We start from the raw sequence: 20,115 nt of genomic DNA, 5'->3' as shown, positions 1-20,115 counted from the left end.
TCAACCGCCGCTTCGACCTCAAGATCATCCTGCGACGCCTCATCCGTGCCGCCGCCACCACCGGCAAGCGCCCCGAGGTCTGGCTCCGGTTGGCTGAAGCACAGCGCTAATCAGGTCGCGCCTTGGGCGTCAACCCAGACCCCGGAGGAACCCGAAAACTGGTCACCTGACACGACATTACGCGCTTGTTGTGCCATTAGAGATTCAACTGCCTTGCAAGTGGCTGATTATGAGAGAGGTTTTTTTGGTATGTTAAACATCGGTTAGACTACCGAAAGCGGAACCACCGCATGTGGGCTCGACAGGGGGGCGACTACGCCATGCGTACCCTTCAACAAGCCAATGCTGGCGTCTTGTCGGCGTGCTCGCCGACAAGACGGTCAGCTCGCCTGCTGGCTCGCGCGACCATGCCTTTAGAATAAATTGAAGAGCATGTCTGGCAGTTACCTCTGGCCCTGCGCACACTTGGCTAAGTAACTATATTGGTGTGGAATACGCAAAGCTGTGTTTCGTTCATGTTGATCACCATCTGCAGGATGATCAACCCGTTTCGTCCTCTCCCTACATTTTCCTTCAGGCTCATGTCTCAGTGGAAACGCGCGCCCCGTTCAGGCTCATACCACAGTGGACAAGGCTTATTCTTGCCAAAATACAGCAATTCCAGTAAGTTGAGGAGCCACGTTGGGGGTGCCTCGCCGGTATCGGTGTGGCTGAGAGAGTCCCTTCGAACCTGTACGGGTCATGCCGTCGTAGGGAAGCGGAGCACGGTCGCTGTCTAGTCTGGTGCCGTCTCGCTCGTCTTGCCGACCCTTGCACGCTGCTCGTCTCAATGGCGCTTTTGCCATAGTCCTTTGCAAGGAGTCATCATGAACGCCAACGAGAAGTTCATCGCCGCCAACGCCCACGTCGACCAGGCCGCGATCAAGCCCTTGCCCAATTCCCGCAAGATCTACGTGACCGGCAGTCGGCCGGATCTGCGGGTACCGATGCGCGAGATTTCTCAGTCGGATACGGATACTGCTTTCGGTGGCGAGAGGAACCCGCCAATCTACGTCTATGATTGCTCGGGGCCGTATTCGGATCCTCAAGTTACGATCGATGTTCGCCAAGGTTTGCCGGCTTTGCGCGCGAAGTGGATCGCCGAGCGGGACGACACCGAGTCACTTCCTGGCCTCACTTCTAACTTCGGCCGTAGTCGAGCGGCCGATGCGGCGCTCGACGAACTGCGTTTTCCGGGCCTTCAGCGCAGCCCGCTGCGTGCCAGAGTCGGCGCCAACGTCAGCCAGATGCACTATGCGCGGAGAGGGATCATCACCCCGGAAATGGAGTACGTGGCGATCCGGGAGAACAACAATCGTCGCGCCTATATCGAACAGTTGAAGGCTTCCGGGCCGCAGGGCGAACGCTTCTCGGAGGTGCTTTGCCGCCAGCACCCAGGTCAGGCTTTTGGCGCCAGCCTGCCGGATGAGATCACTGCCGAGTTCGTGCGCTCCGAAGTAGCACGTGGTCGGGCAATCATCCCGGCAAACATCAATCATCCGGAAAGCGAGCCGATGATCATCGGCCGCAACTTTCTGACCAAGATCAACGCCAATATCGGCAATTCGGCACTCGGTTCGAGCATCCAGGAGGAAGTCGAGAAAATGACCTGGTCGATCCGCTGGGGCGGCGACACGGTAATGGACTTGTCTACCGGCAAGAACATTCATGAGACGCGCGAGTGGATCATTCGCAACAGCCCGGTGCCGATCGGCACCGTGCCGATCTACCAGGCGCTGGAGAAAGTCAATGGCAAGGCCGAGGACCTGAGCTGGGAAATCTTCCGTGACACCTTGATCGAACAGGCAGAACAGGGCGTCGACTACTTCACGATTCACGCTGGCGTGCTTTTGCGCTACGTGCCGCTGACCGCCGGTCGGCTGACCGGAATCGTTTCGCGCGGCGGGTCGATCATGGCCAAGTGGTGTCTTGCGCACCATCAGGAAAGTTTCCTCTACACCCACTTTGAAGAGATCTGCGAGATCATGAAGGCGTATGACGTCGCCTTCAGCCTGGGCGATGGGCTGCGGCCAGGCTCCATCTACGACGCCAATGACGCCGCGCAGCTGGGGGAGCTGAAGACGCTCGGTGAACTCACCGAGATTGCCTGGAAGCATGATGTGCAGGTGATGATCGAGGGCCCGGGACACGTGCCCATGCACCTGATCAAGGAGAACATGGACCTGCAGCTGGAACAGTGTAGAGAAGCCCCGTTTTACACGCTGGGCCCATTGACGACCGACATCGCTCCGGGCTACGACCACATCACCAGCGGCATTGGCGCGGCGATGATCGGTTGGTTTGGCACCGCCATGTTGTGCTACGTGACCCCAAAGGAACACCTTGGCTTGCCGGACAAGGACGATGTCAAGGTTGGAATCATCACCTACAAGCTGGCGGCGCACGCGGCCGACCTGGCGAAAGGTCATCCGGGTGCGCAGATCCGGGACAACGCGCTATCGAAGGCCAGGTTCGAGTTTCGCTGGGACGACCAGTTCAATCTCGGCCTGGATCCCGACAAGGCGCGCGAGTTCCACGACGAAACGCTGCCCAAGGAATCGGCGAAGGTCGCTCATTTCTGCTCGATGTGCGGCCCACATTTCTGTTCGATGAAGATCACCCAGGAAGTAAGGGAATTCGCCGCAGCACAGGGTGTCAGCGAGACGCAGGCGCTGGCCAAGGGGATGGAGGCCAAGGCGATCGAATTCGTCCGGGCGGGCGCCGAGGTATACCGGAAGATCTGAGCGCCGTCGTGACGGTGGCCAATGCTGCTCAGCGCGCGTACAGGCAGGCGGCTATGCCGGTGGCGATGCCGTCGGCCATCAAGGTCTGCCGTTGAGGGTCGAGCAGTGCCAGTTCTTCGTCGCGGTTCTTGATCACCCCCGCCTCGAAGAGCACTGCCGGCAACGTCGTGCGGTAGAGAACGACCAACCTGTCGTAGTAGTACACGGCGTTGCTCGCGTCGGCAACCTCGCGGGGAGTACCCGATCGGGGGTTGGCGTGGTGCCGGGCCGCCACGAAACCCATTCGTCGCAAGCGCGCACCGATCGCCGAAGCGCAGCGCAGACTGGTGGTTAGGTTGGGGTTCTCGTGTGATACGAACATGGCGAAGCCGCTGTAATCGTCGGTATAGGTCTGCGTCGCCCCCTGCCAATTCCATTCGTGGAGAAGATCGGCGGGTACCGAGTCGTGGTGAATGGCGATGAAGAAGTCGGCGCCGGCAGCCTCTTGCGGACGGGCGGCCAGGCTTTCGATCTCACCGTCAAAATTGATCGGGCGGACAGCCAGGGTGCGCGCCTCGAGCTGGCTGCTCAGGCGGCGGGCCAGGACGGCATTGAAATCGAACTCGCGGCCACCGCGTGCGCTGGTGGCACCGTAGGCGCCGAGGGTATGACCGACATCCACGGCCACTTCGCTGGCTTCGACTCCAGGCGGCGCTGCGGCGAGGACGATGCTGACGGCTATCGCGGCCGGAGAATGGCGGGGCTGGTCGGTGTTCGAGCCATGCGGGTGCACGGTTAGAAGTCCTTGGCAGCTTCCCAGAGGATGAAACCATCGTCCTTGCGGGTCCACTCCAGGAGTTCGATCAAGGGGTAGGCGCGCTGACTCAAACCGATCGGCGGGCCGTCTGGCGCGTTGTCGTCGTCACTGCTGTCGGGATCGGGGTCCTGCGCGTCGCTGGCGCCGTGGCTGGTGGCGCCGTCGGCGGCACGCCGCAGTTCCTGGATGGCGTGTGGCAACTGCTCGGTGGTAATCACGCCGCGTGCGGTGCATTCCTTGCCGACAAGTTCCAGCAGCAGCCGGGCGACAGGGGCGAACATCATGATCTGTCCGGAAGTGCTTGAGGTGAATTTGACCAACATCGCGCGTATCTCCCTGACTGTGAGGATTCAATCGGTCATTGTCGTTGCTGCGGCGCGCGAGAGCAATGGGAAGTGATGGTAAGCGATAGCGGCGAGCAGGCGCGCACAGTGCGACAATGAAGGCTTTCATGGCACGAGGACGGCTGTCACAGTGCCTGGCTGCGGGCTGCCGCGGACGCTGCTGCGGGATGTGAACGATGATGGAACTGGAACGTCTGCTGAGATCGCAGGGCTTTGGTAGCCGCCGCGAAGCCCGCGCGCTGATCTGGGCGGGTCGGGTCGGGGTAGATGGATGCGTCTGTGAGGATCCGCAGGCGCGGTTCGACCCAGAGGGTCTGCTCTTCTCGGTTGACGGTGTCGAGTGGATCTACCGGAAGTTCGCCTATCTGGCGCTGAACAAGCCCGCTGGCTACGAGTGCTCTCGTTACCCGGCGCATCATCCCAGCGTCTATTCGCTATTGCCATCGCCTTTGTTGGCGAGAGGCGTGCAAGCCGTCGGGCGGCTCGACCAGGATGCGACCGGATTGCTGCTGTTCTCCGACGACGGCTCGTTCATTCACCGGTGCACTTCACCACGAAAATTGGTGCCAAAGGTCTATCAGGTCGAGACGCGGCATCCGATCGATGATCGGCAGGTGGCAGCGCTGTTGAGCGGCGTTGAATTGCATGACGATGCGCAGCCGGTGTCCGCTTCAGCGTGCGTCCAGTTGTTTGAGCGCTGCGTGCATTTGACGGTGACGCAGGGCAGATATCACCTGGTGAAACGAATGGTCGCGGCAGCTGGTAATCGCGTAGAAGCCCTTCATCGTGTTTCGATCGGTGGCTTGCGGTTGCCGGAGTCGCTATCGCAAGGACAGTGGACGTGGCTGGACGTACCTGAGATGGCGCTTCAGGCGCAGGGCGTTTAGGGCGGTGGGTGCGTCAATGGGGCGCTCAGCTTTGTCGGGGACGATGATGATCACTAAAGTGTTGGCCACTGCCATGGCGCAGGCTCATGGCAGCGAAGTAATGTTGCGCGCCCGGCGCACGGCCATTGGGCCTGTGGCGAACGCGGCGAGCGCTGGTTTGCACGCTTCGACCATGCGGCGTGCAATCAGCCCGGGTCTGGCGAAGCAATGACGTTGACCGAGCTGCGCTACATCGTCGCCCTTGCTCGCGAGAGACACTTCGGTCGGGCGGCGGAGAAGTGTCACGTCAGCCAGCCGACGCTGTCGGTCGCCTTGAAGAAATTCGAGCAGCGCTACGGAGTGGTGCTGTTCGAGCGCTCTTCCGCCGAGGTGCGTCCGACCGCGGTCGGCGAGCAGATCGCCGGTCAGGCGGAGCGCGTGCTCGAGGAGGCCGGCAAGCTCAAGGAGATCGTCGAGCAGGGAAAGGATCCATTGCAGGGGCCCTTGCGTCTGGGCGTGATCTATACCGTCGCGCCGTACCTGCTGCCGCGGCTGGTCCCGGCCCTGCACTCTCTGGCGCCGCGAATGCCGCTCTATCTGCAGGAGAACTTCACCGTGAATCTGGCCATCCAGCTGCGCCGCGGTGACCTCGACGCAATAGTCGTCGCCCTGCCTTTCGCCGAACCGGGCATCGTCTCGCGCGTAGTGTACGAGGAGCGGTTCTGCGTTCTGCTGCCGAACGGACATTCTTTGTCGCAGCAAACGCTTATCAACCCCGACGACGTGGCCGCTGAAAACCTGCTGTTGCTGGGCAACGGGAACTGCTTCCGTGATCAGGTAGTCCAGGCGTGTGCGCAGCTTTCGGCTCCGGGCGGAACCAATGGCTCGTTGGAGGGAAGCTCGCTGGAGACGGTTCGGTACATGGTCGCCAGCGGCGCAGGGATATCGGTGGTGCCGGTGTCGGCCGCCGCTTCGTGGCCATCAGATGAGCGCCTGTTGCAGGTGCGCCAGTTCCGTGATCCGTCGCCGGCCCGTCAGGTGGTAATCGCCTGGCGGGCGAGCTTTCCGCGGCCGCGGGCGATCGAGGTGTTGCGGACGGCAATTTTGCAGGCGCCGCCGCCTGGGGTCTGTGCGGTGTAGCGGAGCGCGCGGAAGCAGGGTCTGGACGTGGGTTTGCTGGATGAAAATGTTCCACGTGAAACAAAGAGGCTGCCTGTCGGCAGTCTCTTTGAATTCAAGCCGCGGCTAGCTGGTGATCTTCTTTCGACCACTGCCCATCGTCGCTGCGCCGGCAGCGTCCGGGCTACCGGTCTTTTCAACCGTCGCCCGGGGTTTCCTGGCCGGCGTCTTGGGCTCGCGCTTCTCGAATTCGAAGCCGACCTTCCCATCAGCGGCACGCACCAGGTAGGCCGAGAATTTGCGGCGTGTTCGCGCTGACACGAAGTCCTTGAGGAGGTCCGTGCGACCGCTGCGCAGCAGTTTCTGCATCTGCTCCGGTTCGATTGCCTGTTGAAGAATGATCGTTCCCGAGCGAAAGTCACAGCTTTTCGCCGGCCCTTGCGATCTTTCGCAAACGTAGGACATGCCGTGCGCGACGACGCGGGCGCCGCATTTCGGGCAGGCACCCAGGCTCTCGTATTGCGAGAGATCGACCTCCTCGGCGGTGCCGTCGCCGCCGCTCCCCTGGCCGAAGTCGAACTCTGGCGAGTTCTCGGCGTTGAGCTGGATGATGGCGTTGAACGGGCGCCCCATCTTGTTGCGGAATCCCGTCAGCGGGCCGATCCTGCGTTGGGTGAGCAGTTCCTCTATCTCGGCGGCTTCGAACTGGCGGCCGGCAACAATCTTCCACAAGGAAAAGTCGCAGCCCTGGCACTGAAACTTCTTGTACGTTTCCTTGATCAATCCCCCGCACTTCGGGCACGGCGTCGCCAGTTCGCCGAAGTCGCCGGGGATGGTGTCGCTGTCGTATGTCTTGGCGCGGGCAACGATGCGCTCGGTCATCGCGGCGATTTCCCGCATGAATTCGCTGCGTGACATCTCGCCGGCCTCCATGCGCGCCAGCTTCCATTCCCATTCACCGGTAAGTTCCGGTGCCGTCAGCTCGGGAATGCCCAGACCATTGAGCAGCGTCATCAGGGAAAACGCCTTGGCCGTCGGTAACAGTTCGCGACCCTCGCGGTGAAGGTACTGCTCGGCAAGCAGGTTTTCGATGATCTGCGCTCTGGTCGCCGGGGTACCAAGACCGCGGCCGGCCATCGCTGCCCGCAGTTCCTCGTCGTCCATGGTCTTGCCCGCGCCCTCCATGGCGGATAGCAGCGTGGCTTCAGAGTAGCGCGCGGGTGGCCTGGTCTGGTGTTCGCTGAGCACTACGTCATCGGTCGTGACTCGCTCCTTCGGCTGCACGGCGACGAGGTTCCCTTCTTCACCCTCCTGGGCTTCGCGACCATAGACCGCCAGCCAGCCAGGGTTGACCAGGACCTTGCCTTCAGTCTTGAAGGGCTCACCCTCGACTCTCGTGATGCGCGTGGTAATCAGGTATTCGGCTGCCGGATAGAAGACCGCGAGAAACCGCTTCACGACCATGTCGTAGAGCTTGAACTCGGGCTCGGACAGGTGCCTCGGTGCCTGCAGCGTGGGAATTATCGCGAAGTGATCGGAGATTTTGGCATTGTTGAAAATGCGCTTGTTTGGCCCGACCCACTGCGCTGTGAGGATCTGGTGAGCAAACGGCGCGTAGCGGGCCAGCGTGGCTTCGTCGTGGCCTTTCCCGACGCCCTCGCCGGTAAACATGGCCAGCGTCGCGCCGACCGTGTCGCGGTAGTCCTCGGGTAGTGCGCGTGCGTCGGTACGAGGGTAGGTCAGTACCTTGTGCCTTTCGTAAAGAGCCTGCGCGAGCCCGAGAGTTGCTTTCGCCGAAAAGCCGAAGCGACCGTTGGCTTCGCGCTGCAGACTGGTCAGGTCGTAGAGCAGCGGTGACAGTTGGCTGGATGCCTTTGCCTCCTCCTTGACACTGCCGCCCTTGCCGACACACTTCTGCTGTAGCGCGGCGGCCCGCGCTTCGTCCCACAAGCGGTCGGCGCGAGCATGTTCGTCGTCGTCCTTCCCTTTGAACTTCTCGTCGAACCACTTGCCCCGGTAAACACCGACAGCACAGCTGAAGACGCCCTCGAGTTCCCAGTAAGTGCGCGGCTCGAACTTGCGGATGCGGTCTTCGCGCTCGACCATCAGCGCCAGCGTCGGTGTCTGCACGCGGCCGACGGTGGTCAGGTGAAAACCGCCAGTTTTGGAGTTGAAGGCCGTCATCGCGCGAGTGCCATTGATCCCGACCAGCCAGTCGGACTCCGAGCGGCAGACGGCTGCGTCGGCGAGGCCATGCATCTCGCGACCACTGCGCAGGGTGGAGAAGCCGTCTCTGATCGCCTGCGGGGTCATCGACTGCAACCATAAACGCTCGACCGGTTTGGAATTCTGGGCATGCTGGGCGATATAGTTGAATATCAATTCGCCCTCCCGACCCGCGTCACAGGCGTTGATCAAACCATCCACGTCCTTACGTTTGATCAGACGGAGCAACAGCTTCAGCCGCGCTTCTGTCTTCTGGATAGGCTGCAGCGCGAAATGCGGTGGAATGACCGGCAGGTGGGCGAAGGACCATTTGCCGCGCTTGACCTCGTACTCCTCGGGGCAGGCCAGTTCAAGCAGATGCCCGATTGCCGACGAGACGACGTAGGCATCATTCTCGAAGTAGTCGTCGTGTTTTGCGAATCCCCCGAGGGCGCGCGCGATGTCCGCGGCGACGGAAGGCTTCTCGGCGATGATCAGTTTCTTGCTCATGGGGTCTTCATCAGTCCGGGAAAGTGGCCGAGAACCTGCTGGCGGAATGGCCCAGCGCGGGGGTCTTTGGCGGGCCATGATAAGAGTACTCTACTGCGCTTGGCAAGCAAGGCCGCCATTTCGGCGCTGCAACCCGCGATCGGTGTCTTCGTCGAGTTGCTCGTCACGGGGAGGTGTGGCGACCCCGCTCAGCGAATCGCCACGACGCTCAGTGGCGCAGGCGCTGCTGGCCATCGTCGAGCAGTTCCTCGACAACCAGGGGTTCGAGGGTCTGTTCGCCGCTCCAGAGGACCATCAGGACGATGATCTTGAACTTCGCAAGGGGCACCGGGTCGTCTTCGACGAGCATCGCGCCCTCGATGACCCACTCGCGCACGGACGGCGCCAGCAACCCGGCACCTTCGAGAAAGGCGATGAAACCCAGACAGTCCCGGCCGAGCTTGCGTTGCTCGGCAGCAAGGTAGACGCGTAGCGCCTGCGGACGCTCCGGCAGGTCGACGGGCGGTGCGGCCGTTAGCCCATCCAGCCAGCGCAGCGCCGCAGTGATGCTCTGGTCCTGAAATCCGACAGCGCTCAGGCGGCGCCTCAACGTCCTGGCCTTCGGGCGAGCGCTGAAACTGCCATAGTTTTCGAACAGGTAGACCAGGATCTCGATCATCAAGAATGGCTTTCAGGCGGGGTAATCCGTTGATAGCGGCCACCTGGCAGAGCGGCGACCAAGCCGTCCAGTTCCAAGTGCAGGAGGGTCACCGAAAGGGTGTCAGCTGTCAAGCCGCTGCGGCTGACCAGTTGGTCGAGGCTGCACGGGTCGAAACCCATGGCCAGCAGCAGTTCACCCGCTGCCGAGCTGCTGTCGGCGGTGTCGCAGGGTCCGCTGGGCGTGGGGGCTCCGGCGAGGTGGCCTCCAATCTCGTCAGCAACATCCTGCACCGTCTCGACCAGTTTCGCGCCTTCCCGGATCAGCTTGTGGCAGCCGCGTGATTGGGGCGAATGGATTGATCCGGGAATGGCGAAAACCTCCCGGCCCTGTTCGGCAGCGAGGCGGGCGGTAATCAGCGAGCCGCTGTCGATGGTCGCTTCGACAACCAGAGTGCCGCGCGAGAACCCCGAGATCAGGCGGTTGCGGCGCGGGAAATTGGCTGCCGTGGGAGGCGTGCCCATAGGAAACTCCGAAACAACGGCACCCCGGGCGGCTATCTCGAGTGCCAGTTGTTGATTGCTCGCGGGGTAGAGGCGGTCGATGCCGGTGCCGATGAACGCTACCGTGTTCCCGGATCGTGCCAACGCGCCTCGATGCGCCGCGGCGTCGATCCCCAGCGCCAAGCCGCTGGCGATCGTCAGTCCGGCTTCGGCAAAGGCGGCAGCGAAGTGCTCGGCATTCCTGATGCCCTGCGGGGTTGGATTGCGACTGCCCACCATCGCCAATGCGGGCCGGTTGAGCAGGCCCAGGCGGCCACGGATGTAGAGCAGTGCTGGTGGGTCGGGGATCTGCAGCAGGGCTTGCGGATATTCGACGTCGGCCAGGTTGAGCACGTGGTGGTCCGGCCTCTCGGACCAGGCGAGGGCTTGGTCGACGGCCGCGCGGTTGTCGGTGTCAAGCAGCAGGCGGGCCGCCTTGTCGCCAACGACAGCGCCCAGAGCGCAGCGCCCGGCGGCGAAGATCGCTTCGGGAAGACCGAAGGTGGTCAACAACTTGCGCTGCGTCTTGCCGCCAATACCGGGAATCAGCGTCAGTCGCAGCCACGAAGCCAGCGCCTCGGCCGCATCCATTACTACGGAGTGCGGGCGAAGTCGTTGATGTCTACGGTGCCCTCGGACTGTACAACGAGTCCGTAGGAGATGCGGTCGAAGATTCGGAAAACGAACAGCAAGCCGATACGCTGCGGCGGAATGGCTAGCGTCGCCTTGCCATCCTGCTCGTCCCGCCCGCTGACCACCCGATTGCGCTCCAGCGCCAGGACGTGGCCAATCTCGATCCCGTCCGTGCTCCCCCGATTGATCGACACGATCGACCCGCGGCCCGCTACGTCGACGCCACCATAGACCGAAATCACGCGGCCATTGACGGCGAAGTCCGGCCGGTGCGGTACGTAGGCAATCAACGGTGGGCTGATCGTCGGCAGCAGGCGATCGCCGTAGCCGACCTCCTGGGTCACGGTAACCATCTCGAAGGTGGCTGGATTGCCGCGCTCGACCTGTCTCGCGGTACCTAGATAGAAGGCTTCGTAGCCGAGAATCTGGCCGCTTTCGGGGTCATGCAAGGGCTTGCCGTTGCGATAGATCTGCCAATCCAGACGAGCCGGATCGGCATCGGCGACGTAGGCCAGGTCGCCGTTGCCAAGGAAGACCCGATCAACAGCCGTCGCGACGATGCGCGGCGCGTGGTCGAGAGCGTGCGCTTCGACGATCAGGGGGGCGGAAAGGAAGGGCCTGATGACGTTCGGCGGGATTGCCGGGATCGCCTGGTCGATCAACTCGGCGTGGACCTGCGGCTCCAGGCGTGCGCTCTGCAGGCGCAGCATCGGATTGCCCTGAGGGTCACGCTCGAGAACGATGACGTCACCCGGATAGATGCGGTGGGGGTTGCGAATCTGTTCCCTGTTCATTCGCCAGATTTCAGGCCACCGCCAGGGTTCCTTGAGGAACCTTCCGGAAATCCCCCAGAGCGTATCGCCCGGCACCACGACATGGCTGGCGGGCGCGCCATCGGCCAGCTGGAGTTCCTGGCCGGCGGCAGCGCACAGTGCGCTGGCCATGGCCAGAATGAAGGCGGATATAATGCGGATCATCGTGTTATCCTCGTACGAGCAATCGTACATGGCGGGGTGGAACTTCGGGCGCTGGGGGTCTGTCGGAATTTTCTCCTTGGCCACGCCTCTGGCCGGAGTCGGGTCGCAGCGCTCAAACGGCGTCGGAATACTCAAGACACTACATTAGATTCTGCACGTAGTTATTTCTTCGATCAAGTTTTTTATGTCTTTGCTACCAATACTTCGCTTTCCGGATCCGCGCCTGAAGAAGGTCGCCGCGCCCATCGAAACCATCGATGGCAGTGTTCGGCGCTTGGCGCGCGACATGGCCGAGACGATGTACGAGGCGCCGGGTATCGGGCTCGCAGCGACACAGGTGGACGTTCATAGGCGGCTCATCGTCATCGACGCTTCGGAGACCCGCGATCAGCTGTTGACCTTGGTCAATCCCGAGATTGTCGAGCTGGAGGGGCTGCAGGTCTGTGAGGAGGGCTGTCTGTCGGTGCCCGGGATTTACGATAAGGTCGGTCGAGCCGAGCGGGTGGTCGTGCGCTACCTGGACCTCGACGGAGCGCAGCGGAGCGTTGAGGCCGTCGGTTTGCTTGCGGTATGCCTGCAGCACGAGATCGACCATCTTGAGGGGCGGGTGTTTGTCGAGCATCTGTCGCAACTCAAGCAGGTGCGGATCAAGAACAAGCTCGCCAAGCAAGCCAGAATCACCGCATGAAGCTGATTTTCGCGGGCACTCCGGAGTTCGCCGCGCTTGCGCTGGAGGCGATCATTGCCGCCGGGCACCAGGTAGCGCTGGTGTTGACTCAGCCAGACCGCGCTGCTGGGCGGGGCATGGCGCTTCGCCAATCGCCGGTCAAGCTGCTGACGGTGGGGGCCGGTATCGAAGTCCTGCAACCGCCAACGCTTAAGGATGCTGCGGTGCAGGAGCGGATTCGCGCTGTTGGCGCGGAGGCGATGGTGGTCGCCGCCTATGGCCTGATTCTGCCGCAGGCAGTGCTCGACATGCCGCGTTTCGGCTGCATCAATATCCATGGCTCGCTGCTGCCACGCTGGCGTGGCGCCGCACCAGTACAGCGGGCGATTCTCGCTGGCGACTCGGAAACTGGCGTGTGCATCATGCAGATGGACGCTGGACTCGACAGCGGGCCGGTGTTGCTTTCCGAGCGCCTGCCGATCGCCAGCGATGAGACGGCGGCTTCCTTGCACGACAAGCTGGCGCGAGTCGGCGCGCGGCTGATCGTAAACGTCCTGGCCCGCTTGCCGATGGTGGCGCAGCCGCAGCCGGAGGTCGGGGCGAGCTATGCGGCCAAGGTCGGCAAGGCTGAAGGGATCCTGGACTGGCGTTTGCCGGCGCTGCAGTTGGCGGCGAGAGTCCGCGCCTTCAATCCCTACCCCGGCGCTTCGTGTTCGCTGGACGGCAGGGTACTCAAGCTCTGGCGTGCCGAGGCTGTCGCAGGTGCTGGTTCGCCAGGAGAGGTTCTGGTGGCTGACCGCGACGGCGTGGTCATTGCTTGTGGGGAGGGGGCTCTGCGGGTGACCGAATTGCAGAGTGCCGGCGGCAAGCGATTGTCCGTCGCGCAGTTCCTGGTCGGGACGCGGGTTCGCTCGGGTAGCCGCTGCGCTGTTCCGGACTCTTGAAATTTTCCTGCTGGCCACCATTTCGGTGCACGTACGAGGATGACGTTTTTACTTCGGAGATCACAGAAATGTTCGGTAACTGGCTGAAGACTTCCATTCTGATGGCCGCCATCCTTGCGCTTTTCGGGGCCATTGGCGCGATGGTTGGCGGTACGAACGGCATGCTGCTGGCGCTCCTCTTTGGCGGGGCGATGAATGTCTTCGCCTACTGGTTCTCGGACAGAATGGTGCTCAAGATGTACAACGCGCGCCAGGTGGACGAAAGCTCGGCGCCGCAGTTTTACGGAATGGTCAAGGAGCTCGCGCAGCGCGCCGGGCTCCCGATGCCCAAGGTCTATTTGATCGACGAAGCGCAACCGAACGCTTTTGCCACCGGTCGTAATCCGGACAACGCGGCAGTCGCTGCGACCACCGGCATTCTGCAACTGTTGTCGGCGCGCGAAATCCGGGGAGTGATGGCGCATGAACTGGCGCACGTCCGTCACCGCGACATCCTGATCTCGACCATCTCGGCGACCATGGCCGGGGCGATTTCCGCGCTGGCCAACTTTGCGATGTTTTTTGGTGGGCGGGACTCGGAAGGGCGACCGGGTAACCCGGTGGCCAGCATTCTGCTCGCCCTGCTGGCGCCGCTGGCGGCTTCGCTGATTCAGATGGCGATCTCTCGGGCGCGAGAGTTCGAGGCCGATCGGGGTGGAGCGGAGATTTCCGGTGACCCCAGAGCGCTGGCGGATGCGCTGACAAAAATCGATGCCTACGCTCGCGGGATTCCCATGGCGCCCGCCGATGCACACCCCGAGACGGCGCAGATGATGATCATGAATCCGCTGTCGGGCGGCGGCCTGGCCGGCTTGTTCAGTACCCATCCGGCAACCGAGGAACGTGTGGCGCGTTTGCGGGCGATGCGCGGTGGCTGAATTGAAGCTCGCCTGCGGCGGTGTTCCACGTGAAACATTACCGCCGCCGTGCCGGCTAAGGGCCGGGACAGCCATCTTGTCGGCACGACGTCTGAAATACACGCTGCAGCTGATCGGCCAGCCGATAGCCCGCTTCGGCGACGCGGCGGCGCGCGATGTCCAGCGCGTTGGCGTGGAAGTCGGCGCTGATCGTCGGCACTGCAGCGTTTCCCGGAGGATACGCGGCGTCGCGGGCAAGCCGCCAGCTCTCGGCTAGCCATTGGTCCGGCGTTGCCGAAGGCGCCGGCGGCGGGTAAAGGATGGTCAGGGATCTGGCCGCGTTCTCGAGCCGGCTGCCGCGAAGCCACGGCGCACCCGGCAGGTCGTCCCAGTAGCGGTGCAGATTGGTCGACGGATAACGCGGTTGCCACGGGTTGAAAACGTTCAGTGCGTTGCCGCCGCCGTCGCCTTGTTCGTCGCTCCCGTAGCGACTGGCGGCGTGCAGCGGTTGGTGTGCGTCGCCGATCAGATGAATCAGCCACGGCAGCGTGTAGGCACGCTCGGCGATACTGGCGTTCGGGTTGGCCAGCGTCTGGGCGAGCGTCAGCAACTGCCGTTCGAGGAGCCCCGATGAGTTCGGCAGGCCGTAGTCTGCGTTCCGCGGTCGGTCGACCGGCCGGTCGAAGTGGTGCCAAGTCAGACGCCGCTCCATATCCGGAAAGCCGGGCAGGGTCGGCGTTGGCTCTTCCAGGCTGGCGGTATAGAAGCGTTTGTCCTTGCGGATGTCGTCGGGCCAGGTCGAGGCTTCAAGAAAGGCCGTGAGGTCCGGATCGGCGCCCTTGCTGCGGGCTTGCCAAACGGCGAAGTCGGGGTGTTGGCGCAGGACACCAGCCACCGCTTCGCGGGTCTCGTCGTCCAGTCTTTCCCAGGCGATCATCGCGGTGAGCCGGTGGCCGGCGGCGTTCCAGGCGAGAGCCGGTGGCGTGCACAGCAGCAGAGCCAAGAACAGCGACAGCCAGAAGCCCTTCGCGCGGCGCGTCGATTCAGCGGTCAAGGCCGATGTCTTCCTGTGACGCGGGATCTTCCAGCGGTTCGAGATGGGTGAACACCGTCGCGTGCGGCAGCTCGTGCCGAATATCGCGATCGAGTTCTTCGACCAACTGGTGTCCTCGCGCAACGGTCCACGCTCCCGGTACCAGCACGTGAAGCGAAACAAAGCTGCGCGCGCCAGCCTCTCGGGTGCGCAAGGCGTGGTAGTCGATTCCCAGGGCCCGATAGCGTTCGAGAACCGCGATCAGTCTGGTGTGCTGCTCAGGCGGCACGCCGCCGTCCATCAGACCGCTGGTCGAACGTCGCAGCAGACCCCAGCCGGTCCAGACGATGTTCGCCGCGACCAGCAGCGCCAGGGTCGGGTCCAGCCACAGCCAGCCGGTGAGTGCCACCGCGCCGACGCCGGCGATTACCCCGATCGATGTCCAGACATCGGTCAGCAAGTGCTGGCCGTCGGCCTCCAGGGTGATTGACCGGTAGCGGCTGCCGGCACGCAGCAGCACGCGACCGACGGCCAGGTTGATCAGTGCGGCGACGACCGATACCGCCAGGCCGACTCCTAGCTGTTCGAGCGGCTGCGGGTTGAGCAGGCGTTCAACGGCGGTCAGCGCGATGGCAGCCGCGGCTACCAGGATCAGCAGTCCCTCGAAGCCACTGGAGAAATACTCGGCCTTGCCGTGGCCGAAGGCGTGCCCTTCGTCCTCCGGTCGCTCGGCAATCGACAGCATGGCCAGTGCCATGCCGGCGCCGGCCAGGTTGACCAGCGATTCCAGCGCATCGGAGAGCAATCCCACCGATCCGGTGATCAGCCAGGCCGAGCCTTTCAGCCCGATCGTCGCCAGAGCCGCGCCGATCGAGAGCCAAGCGTATCGTTTGAGAGAGAACGAGGTCATGACCTCATTATCGCTCGCTGGCGACCATCTCGCCATCGTCAGGCATCGTGCTAAACTCGGCTCACCCCCAATCAGCAGTGATCGCCAGGCCTTTGTCTTCTTCGTCCTTCTCTCCTTCTCCCTTGGCACGTGTGCGGCGCGTGCGCCGGCCGCCAACCGACGACCAACGTTCGCCTGCGCGCCAGGTGGAGGCCGCGCCATCGCTCCTCGCGCCCGATTCGATGGCCTTCAGTCTGTTGCTGGCGGCGCGGATACTTGCCCAGGTGCATAGCCGACACAGCCTGACCAAAGCGCTGACCACGCTCAGCGGCGAACATCCGGCGGCTCGCGCGGCCGCTCAGGACGTGGCTTTCGGAACTCTGCGCCGTTTCGGTTGTGGCGAGTTCATCCTCGGGCGTCTGCTGACCCGGGCCGTGCCGCATCCCGAGACCGAAGCCCTGTTGCTCGCGGCGCTGTACCGCTTGCAGACGCGCCCGGAAGCAGCCTACATGATTGTCGATCAGGCGGTTGCCGCAGCCGGCGAACTGGCGGGCGGCGCCTTCAAGGGTCTGGTCAATGGCCTGTTGCGCAATTACCTGCGGCAGCGAGATGTGCTGGATGCCGCCATGGCCGATGACGATGTGGCGGGACAACAGCACCCGGGCTGGTGGCTGGCGCGGTTGCGCCGCGCCTATCCGACGTGCTGGCGGGAAATCGTCGCCACCGGCAATGCGCAGCCCCCGATGACCCTGCGCGTCAATCGGCGCCGCGTCCTGGCCGACGATTATCTGGCGCAACTGCGGGCTGCCGGCCTGGCTGCTCGTCGTCTGGCGGGCGCGGGCGATGCGTTGATTCTGGACAAGCCGGTGGCGGTCGATGCCTTGCCGGGCTTTGCCGACGGATTGGTGTCGATTCAGGACTTCGGTGCCCAGCGCGCTGCCGATCTCCTTGGCCCGCTGGCTGGCCAGCGAATCCTCGATGCCTGCGCGGCGCCCGGCGGCAAGACGGCACACCTGCTCGAAGCCGCCGACGTCGAACTGCTGGCGCTGGATCTCGATGTGCTGCGCGCTCGGCGTATCGACGACAACCTGCGGCGGCTTGGCCTGTCGGCGACGGTCAAGGTTGGCGATTGCCGGGCCGCAGATCAATGGTGGGACGGCCAGCCCTTCGATGCGATTCTCGCGGACGTCCCCTGCTCGGCGTCCGGGGTCGTCCGCCGTCATCCGGATATCAAGTACTTGCGCCGTGAAAGCGACATCAGACGCTTCGCCCGGACGCAGGCAGAGATCCTCGACCAGCTCTGGCCGGTGCTTCGGGCTGGCGGCAAGCTGCTGTACGCGACGTGTTCGGTCTTCCCGGAAGAGAACGGCGCGCAGATCGACGCCTTCCTCGTTCGTCAGCCGGACGCTCGCCGGGTGAGCGAAGAACAGCTCCTGCCACACGACGACCACGACGGATTCTTCTATGCCCTCTTGCGGAAAGCTGCTTAGCTGGTTCTTCCTTGGCGTGCTGCTGTTGTTCGCCACACCCGGCGCGCAAGCCGGCGATATCACCGTTCGAAACCCTATTCTGTCGGCCAGCGAAGATGGCTATGTGCTCGCCGCCGACTTCAACGTCAATCTCAATGCGCGCCTCGAAGACGCAGTCGCCAGGGGCGTAGCACTGTACTTCGTCGTCGATTTCGAACTGACGCGCTCACGCTGGTACTGGCTTGACGAACAGCTGGCCAGTCGCAGCCAGTCCGTGCAGCTTTCCTACCACGCCCTGACGCGCCAGTATCGCCTGTCGACCGGGACCCTGCACCAGAGCTTCCGCTCGCTTGACGACGCCCTGAGTATCCTGTCGCGATTGCGCAACTGGCTGGTCGTCGACAAGGGCACGGTACAGGCCGATCACACCTATCTCGCCGCCGTTCGCATGCGCCTTGACCTGACGCAAATGCCCAAGACATTTCAGGTCAACGCGCTGGCCAACCGCGACTGGAATCTGGTTTCGGAATGGGCGCGCTGGTCGTTTACGCCAAGCGACTCGGCGCAGTCAGGGGGAACGGGCACGCAGGTGGTCCCGGTGGCGCCAGCGGTGGTGGCCCCCAGCGTCAGCAGCACGGGCGACGCCAAGTGACCAGCCTGATCATCGCCGCCGTGTCGTTTGGCGGGATCCTGCTTTTCCTGTTGGCTTCGGCCAGTGCCAATACGGCGCTGTTCGCCAGCAACTACGCGTGGTTGCTCGGGCTCAATGCGGTCGTCGCGCTATCGCTCCTGGCTTTGATCTCTTGGCAATTGCGTGTTCTCTGGCGTGAGCACCAGGCCAAGGTCTTCGGTTCGCGACTGAAGCTGCGACTGATGTTGATGTTTGGTCTGATGGCCGTCTTGCCGGGGGTGCTGATCTACGCTGTATCGGTCCAGTTCGTTACCAAGAGTATCGAAACCTGGTTCGACGTGCGCGTTGAAAAGGCGCTTGAGGCGGGGCTGAATCTCGGCCGCAGCGCGCTCGATTCCTTGCTGGCAGACCTTGCCGCCAAGGGCCAGGCGATGGCGCTGGAGCTTGCCGAACGTTCCGAAACGCTGCGCCGCCTCGATATCAATCGACTGCGTGAGCAATCCGGCGTGCAATCCGCGGCGCTGTTTTCGAGCGAAGGCGAACTGGTGGCGACCGCCACCGGCGATCTGACAACGCTGTTGCCTTCTCAGCCGACCCCCGAGCTGTTGCGCCGGACACTCAGCGAGCGCAGGGTGGCGGTGCTCGAAAGCCATGGTGAAAAGGACCTGAACCTGCGTGTTCTGGTTGCGGTGACGCCGCCCGGCCTTGGTGTCGAGACCCGTATCCTGCAGCTGACCGATCCGGTGCCGGCCGCTCTGGCGCTCAACGCCGACAGCGTGCAGACGGTCTACGCCGACTATCAGGAGCTGTCGCTGGGCCGCGAGGGTCTGACCCGGATCTACGCGATGACCCTCACGCTGACCGTCCTGCTGGCCTTGTTCACGGCCATCGCCCTGGCCTTCGTTTTGGCCCGTCGCCTGTCGGCGCCGCTGTCGATCCTCGCCGAGGGTACGCAGGCGGTCACCGCCGGCGATTACACGCCACGCCAGGCGGTGTACAGTCGCGATGAACTCGGTGTGCTGACGCGCTCGTTCAAGCAGATGACCAGTCAGCTCGACGAAGCGCGGCGCGACAACGAGCGGCAGCGCGCCGAACTTGAAGCCGCGCGCGCCTACCTGGAATCGATTCTGGCCAACCTCTCGGCGGGCGTTCTGGTCTTTGACCGACGTTTCGTCCTACGCACCGTGAACGAGGGTGCGCTGACCATTCTCGCCGACGATTTCAGCGGTCTGCTCGGCGAGGCGCCGGAAAACTGGCCGCGCCAGCTGGCCCTCGGCGAGGCGATTCGCGGCGCCTTTGCCGAGCACGAAAGTAGCGAGTGGCAGGAACAGATCGAGCTTGAGCATACCGGTGGCCTGCCGCAGATTCTGTTGCTGCGCGGCACCCAGTTGCCAGCCGGATCGCACGGCGGCTACGTGCTCGTTTTCGACGACGTCACGCGGCTGATTGCCGCTCAGCGCAGCGCCGCCTGGGGTGAAGTCGCACGGCGCCTGGCGCACGAGATCAAGAATCCGCTGACCCCCATCCAGCTCTCCGCCGAGCGGCTGCAGATGAAACTTGCCGACCGCCTGGGCGGCAGCGACGCCCAAATGCTCGCGCGCTCGACGCAGACCATTATTCGGCAGGTCGAGGCGATGAAGCGGATGGTGAACGATTTCAGCGACTACGCACGGCTGCCGGCCCCTGAACTGGCGGCCGTGGACCTCAACGCGCTGATCAGCGAAGTCCTTGGTCTGTATGAGACGTCGCGCGCGACCATCGCGCTGAAGCTCGCGGCGAAGCTGCCGCCGGTCTGGGGCGACGCTACCCAGCTGCGGCAAATCATCCACAATCTGTTGCGCAACGCCGAGGATGCACAGGAATCGGTCGATTCGCCAAGCATCGAAATCAGGACGCGCCTCGCCGACAACCTGGCCGAAATGATCGTTACCGACCACGGGCCGGGCTTTCCGCCGGAGATCATGGCCCGGGTTCTGGAACCCTACGTGACCACCAAGGCGCGCGGCACCGGCCTTGGCCTGGCGATCGTCAAGAAGATCGTCGATGAACATCAGGGGCGGATCCGGATCAACAACCGTCAGCCGGCCGGAGGCGGGGTGGTCAGCATTGCCCTGCCGCTGGCTTCCTTGCCGACTCGAGGACACCGCGTGAGCCAACTTCCCACCGAGGCCTGA

17 protein-coding genes, 1 pseudogene and 1 riboswitch are annotated in these 20,115 nt (G+C 63.4%); of the genes and pseudogenes, 10 read left to right on the top strand and 8 right to left on the bottom strand.

The genetic code is table 11. The annotated features are described in order from the left end of the window. Both Q1L50_RS05175 and thiC read left to right on the top strand, forming a co-directional pair. Window positions 1–110, top strand: a pseudogene (locus Q1L50_RS05175) (IS1595 family transposase); the annotation flags it as partial. Window positions 111–673: 563 nt separating this feature from the next. Continuing rightward, window positions 674–773: riboswitch (TPP riboswitch) on the top strand. A 93-nt stretch (window positions 774–866) separates the two neighbouring features. After that, on the top strand, window positions 867–2,783 hold the full coding sequence (gene thiC / locus Q1L50_RS05170; protein WP_300336429.1) for a phosphomethylpyrimidine synthase ThiC: 1,917 nt from the start codon (window positions 867–869) through the stop codon (window positions 2,781–2,783). A gap of 28 nt (window positions 2,784–2,811) precedes the next feature. On the opposite strand, the gene Q1L50_RS05165 is transcribed toward thiC, so the two are convergent. Beyond that, window positions 2,812–3,555 (bottom strand): N-acetylmuramoyl-L-alanine amidase, encoded by a 744-nt coding sequence (locus Q1L50_RS05165; protein WP_300336427.1) that lies wholly within the window; start codon window positions 3,553–3,555, stop codon window positions 2,812–2,814. A 2-nt stretch (window positions 3,556–3,557) separates the two neighbouring features. Beyond that, the gene (locus Q1L50_RS05160) at window positions 3,558–3,902 is read right to left on the bottom strand and encodes a DUF1840 domain-containing protein (protein WP_300336425.1); all 345 of its coding nucleotides are present in this window, start codon (window positions 3,900–3,902) and stop codon (window positions 3,558–3,560) included. 200 nt (window positions 3,903–4,102) lie between these two features. Between Q1L50_RS05160 and Q1L50_RS05155 the strand changes: the two genes are divergently transcribed. Both Q1L50_RS05155 and Q1L50_RS05150 read left to right on the top strand, forming a co-directional pair. Then, window positions 4,103–4,810: a 16S rRNA pseudouridine(516) synthase gene (locus tag Q1L50_RS05155; protein ID WP_300336431.1), complete on the top strand. Its 708-nt coding sequence runs from the start codon at window positions 4,103–4,105 to the stop codon at window positions 4,808–4,810. Window positions 4,811–5,017: 207 nt separating this feature from the next. Continuing rightward, window positions 5,018–5,929 carry a hydrogen peroxide-inducible genes activator gene (locus Q1L50_RS05150; RefSeq protein ID WP_300336423.1) on the top strand — a complete coding sequence of 304 codons (912 nt, stop codon included), beginning with the start codon at window positions 5,018–5,020 and terminating at the stop codon, window positions 5,927–5,929. A gap of 105 nt (window positions 5,930–6,034) precedes the next feature. Here Q1L50_RS05150 and Q1L50_RS05145 read toward each other — a convergent pair whose 3' ends face one another. The 4 genes from Q1L50_RS05145 to Q1L50_RS05130 all read right to left on the bottom strand — a co-directional run bounded on the left by Q1L50_RS05145 (window position 6,035) and on the right by Q1L50_RS05130 (window position 11,412). After that, the gene (locus Q1L50_RS05145; protein ID WP_300336421.1) at window positions 6,035–8,623 is read right to left on the bottom strand and encodes a DNA topoisomerase III; all 2,589 of its coding nucleotides are present in this window, start codon (window positions 8,621–8,623) and stop codon (window positions 6,035–6,037) included. A gap of 208 nt (window positions 8,624–8,831) precedes the next feature. After that, entirely contained in the window at window positions 8,832–9,281 is a 450-nt protein-coding gene (locus tag Q1L50_RS05140; RefSeq protein ID WP_300336419.1) for a DUF494 domain-containing protein, read from the bottom strand. After that, window positions 9,281–10,393: a DNA-processing protein DprA gene (gene dprA / locus Q1L50_RS05135; protein WP_300336415.1), complete on the bottom strand. Its 1,113-nt coding sequence runs from the start codon at window positions 10,391–10,393 to the stop codon at window positions 9,281–9,283. Before dprA ends, Q1L50_RS05140 begins: the two co-directional genes overlap by 1 nt. Window positions 10,394–10,395: 2 nt before the next feature. Further along, window positions 10,396–11,412: a LysM domain-containing protein gene (locus tag Q1L50_RS05130; protein ID WP_300336413.1), complete on the bottom strand. Its 1,017-nt coding sequence runs from the start codon at window positions 11,410–11,412 to the stop codon at window positions 10,396–10,398. Between the two features lie 184 nt (window positions 11,413–11,596). On the opposite strand from Q1L50_RS05130, the gene def reads away from it, so the two are divergent. The 3 genes from def (at window position 11,597) to htpX (ending at window position 13,940) form a co-directional block, all read left to right on the top strand. Continuing rightward, entirely contained in the window at window positions 11,597–12,100 is a 504-nt protein-coding gene (def, locus tag Q1L50_RS05125) for a peptide deformylase (RefSeq protein WP_300336410.1), read from the top strand. Continuing rightward, window positions 12,097–13,023: a methionyl-tRNA formyltransferase gene (fmt, locus tag Q1L50_RS05120; RefSeq protein ID WP_300336408.1), complete on the top strand. Its 927-nt coding sequence runs from the start codon at window positions 12,097–12,099 to the stop codon at window positions 13,021–13,023. Before def ends, fmt begins: the two co-directional genes overlap by 4 nt. 68 nt (window positions 13,024–13,091) lie before the next feature. Further along, window positions 13,092–13,940, top strand: a complete 849-nt coding sequence (htpX, locus tag Q1L50_RS05115; RefSeq protein WP_300336406.1) for a zinc metalloprotease HtpX — start codon at window positions 13,092–13,094, stop codon at window positions 13,938–13,940. A gap of 55 nt (window positions 13,941–13,995) precedes the next feature. On the opposite strand, the gene Q1L50_RS05110 is transcribed toward htpX, so the two are convergent. After that, window positions 13,996–14,973 (bottom strand): S1/P1 nuclease, encoded by a 978-nt coding sequence (locus tag Q1L50_RS05110; protein ID WP_300336404.1) that lies wholly within the window; start codon window positions 14,971–14,973, stop codon window positions 13,996–13,998. Further along, complete coding sequence (locus Q1L50_RS05105; protein ID WP_300336402.1) at window positions 14,963–15,862, bottom strand: cation diffusion facilitator family transporter; 900 nt, start codon at window positions 15,860–15,862, stop codon at window positions 14,963–14,965. Before Q1L50_RS05105 ends, Q1L50_RS05110 begins: the two co-directional genes overlap by 11 nt. Before the next feature lie 221 nt (window positions 15,863–16,083). Between Q1L50_RS05105 and rsmB the strand changes: the two genes are divergently transcribed. The 3 genes from rsmB to Q1L50_RS05090 are packed head-to-tail and all read left to right on the top strand — an operon-like array spanning window position 16,084 to window position 20,115. Beyond that, on the top strand, window positions 16,084–17,331 hold the full coding sequence (gene rsmB / locus Q1L50_RS05100) for a 16S rRNA (cytosine(967)-C(5))-methyltransferase RsmB (protein WP_300336400.1): 1,248 nt from the start codon (window positions 16,084–16,086) through the stop codon (window positions 17,329–17,331). Next, window positions 17,306–17,962 carry a DUF4390 domain-containing protein gene (locus Q1L50_RS05095; RefSeq protein ID WP_300336398.1) on the top strand — a complete coding sequence of 219 codons (657 nt, stop codon included), beginning with the start codon at window positions 17,306–17,308 and terminating at the stop codon, window positions 17,960–17,962. The genes rsmB and Q1L50_RS05095 overlap by 26 nt, the downstream gene beginning before the upstream one ends. Further along, on the top strand, window positions 17,959–20,115 hold the full coding sequence (locus Q1L50_RS05090; protein ID WP_300336396.1) for an ATP-binding protein: 2,157 nt from the start codon (window positions 17,959–17,961) through the stop codon (window positions 20,113–20,115). Before Q1L50_RS05095 ends, Q1L50_RS05090 begins: the two co-directional genes overlap by 4 nt.

Source organism: Accumulibacter sp. (genome assembly GCF_029255145.1).
Lineage (GTDB): Bacteria > Pseudomonadota > Gammaproteobacteria > Burkholderiales > Rhodocyclaceae > Accumulibacter.
The sequence above is the reverse complement of the archived record's forward strand: the minus strand, read 5'-3'. Positions and strand labels throughout refer to the sequence as shown.

Bases quoted from the DNA above. Each gene is read 5' to 3' on its own strand.
- Q1L50_RS05095 (WP_300336398.1), top strand. From the start codon at position 17,306: ATGCCCTCTTGCGGAAAGCTGCTTAGCTGGTTCTTCCTTGGCGTGCTG.
- Q1L50_RS05155 (WP_300336431.1), top strand. From the start codon at position 4,103: ATGGAACTGGAACGTCTGCTGAGATCGCAGGGCTTTGGTAGCCGCCGC.
- Q1L50_RS05145 (WP_300336421.1), bottom strand. From the start codon at position 8,623: ATGAGCAAGAAACTGATCATCGCCGAGAAGCCTTCCGTCGCCGCGGAC.
- Q1L50_RS05140 (WP_300336419.1), bottom strand. From the start codon at position 9,281: ATGATCGAGATCCTGGTCTACCTGTTCGAAAACTATGGCAGTTTCAGC.
- Q1L50_RS05130 (WP_300336413.1), bottom strand. From the start codon at position 11,412: ATGATCCGCATTATATCCGCCTTCATTCTGGCCATGGCCAGCGCACTG.
- htpX (WP_300336406.1), top strand. From the start codon at position 13,092: ATGTTCGGTAACTGGCTGAAGACTTCCATTCTGATGGCCGCCATCCTT.
- Q1L50_RS05105 (WP_300336402.1), bottom strand. From the start codon at position 15,862: ATGACCTCGTTCTCTCTCAAACGATACGCTTGGCTCTCGATCGGCGCG.
- Q1L50_RS05150 (WP_300336423.1), top strand. From the start codon at position 5,018: ATGACGTTGACCGAGCTGCGCTACATCGTCGCCCTTGCTCGCGAGAGA.
- thiC (WP_300336429.1), top strand. From the start codon at position 867: ATGAACGCCAACGAGAAGTTCATCGCCGCCAACGCCCACGTCGACCAG.
- rsmB (WP_300336400.1), top strand. From the start codon at position 16,084: ATGGCCTTCAGTCTGTTGCTGGCGGCGCGGATACTTGCCCAGGTGCAT.
- fmt (WP_300336408.1), top strand. From the start codon at position 12,097: ATGAAGCTGATTTTCGCGGGCACTCCGGAGTTCGCCGCGCTTGCGCTG.
- def (WP_300336410.1), top strand. From the start codon at position 11,597: ATGTCTTTGCTACCAATACTTCGCTTTCCGGATCCGCGCCTGAAGAAG.
- Q1L50_RS05160 (WP_300336425.1), bottom strand. From the start codon at position 3,902: ATGTTGGTCAAATTCACCTCAAGCACTTCCGGACAGATCATGATGTTC.
- dprA (WP_300336415.1), bottom strand. From the start codon at position 10,393: ATGGATGCGGCCGAGGCGCTGGCTTCGTGGCTGCGACTGACGCTGATT.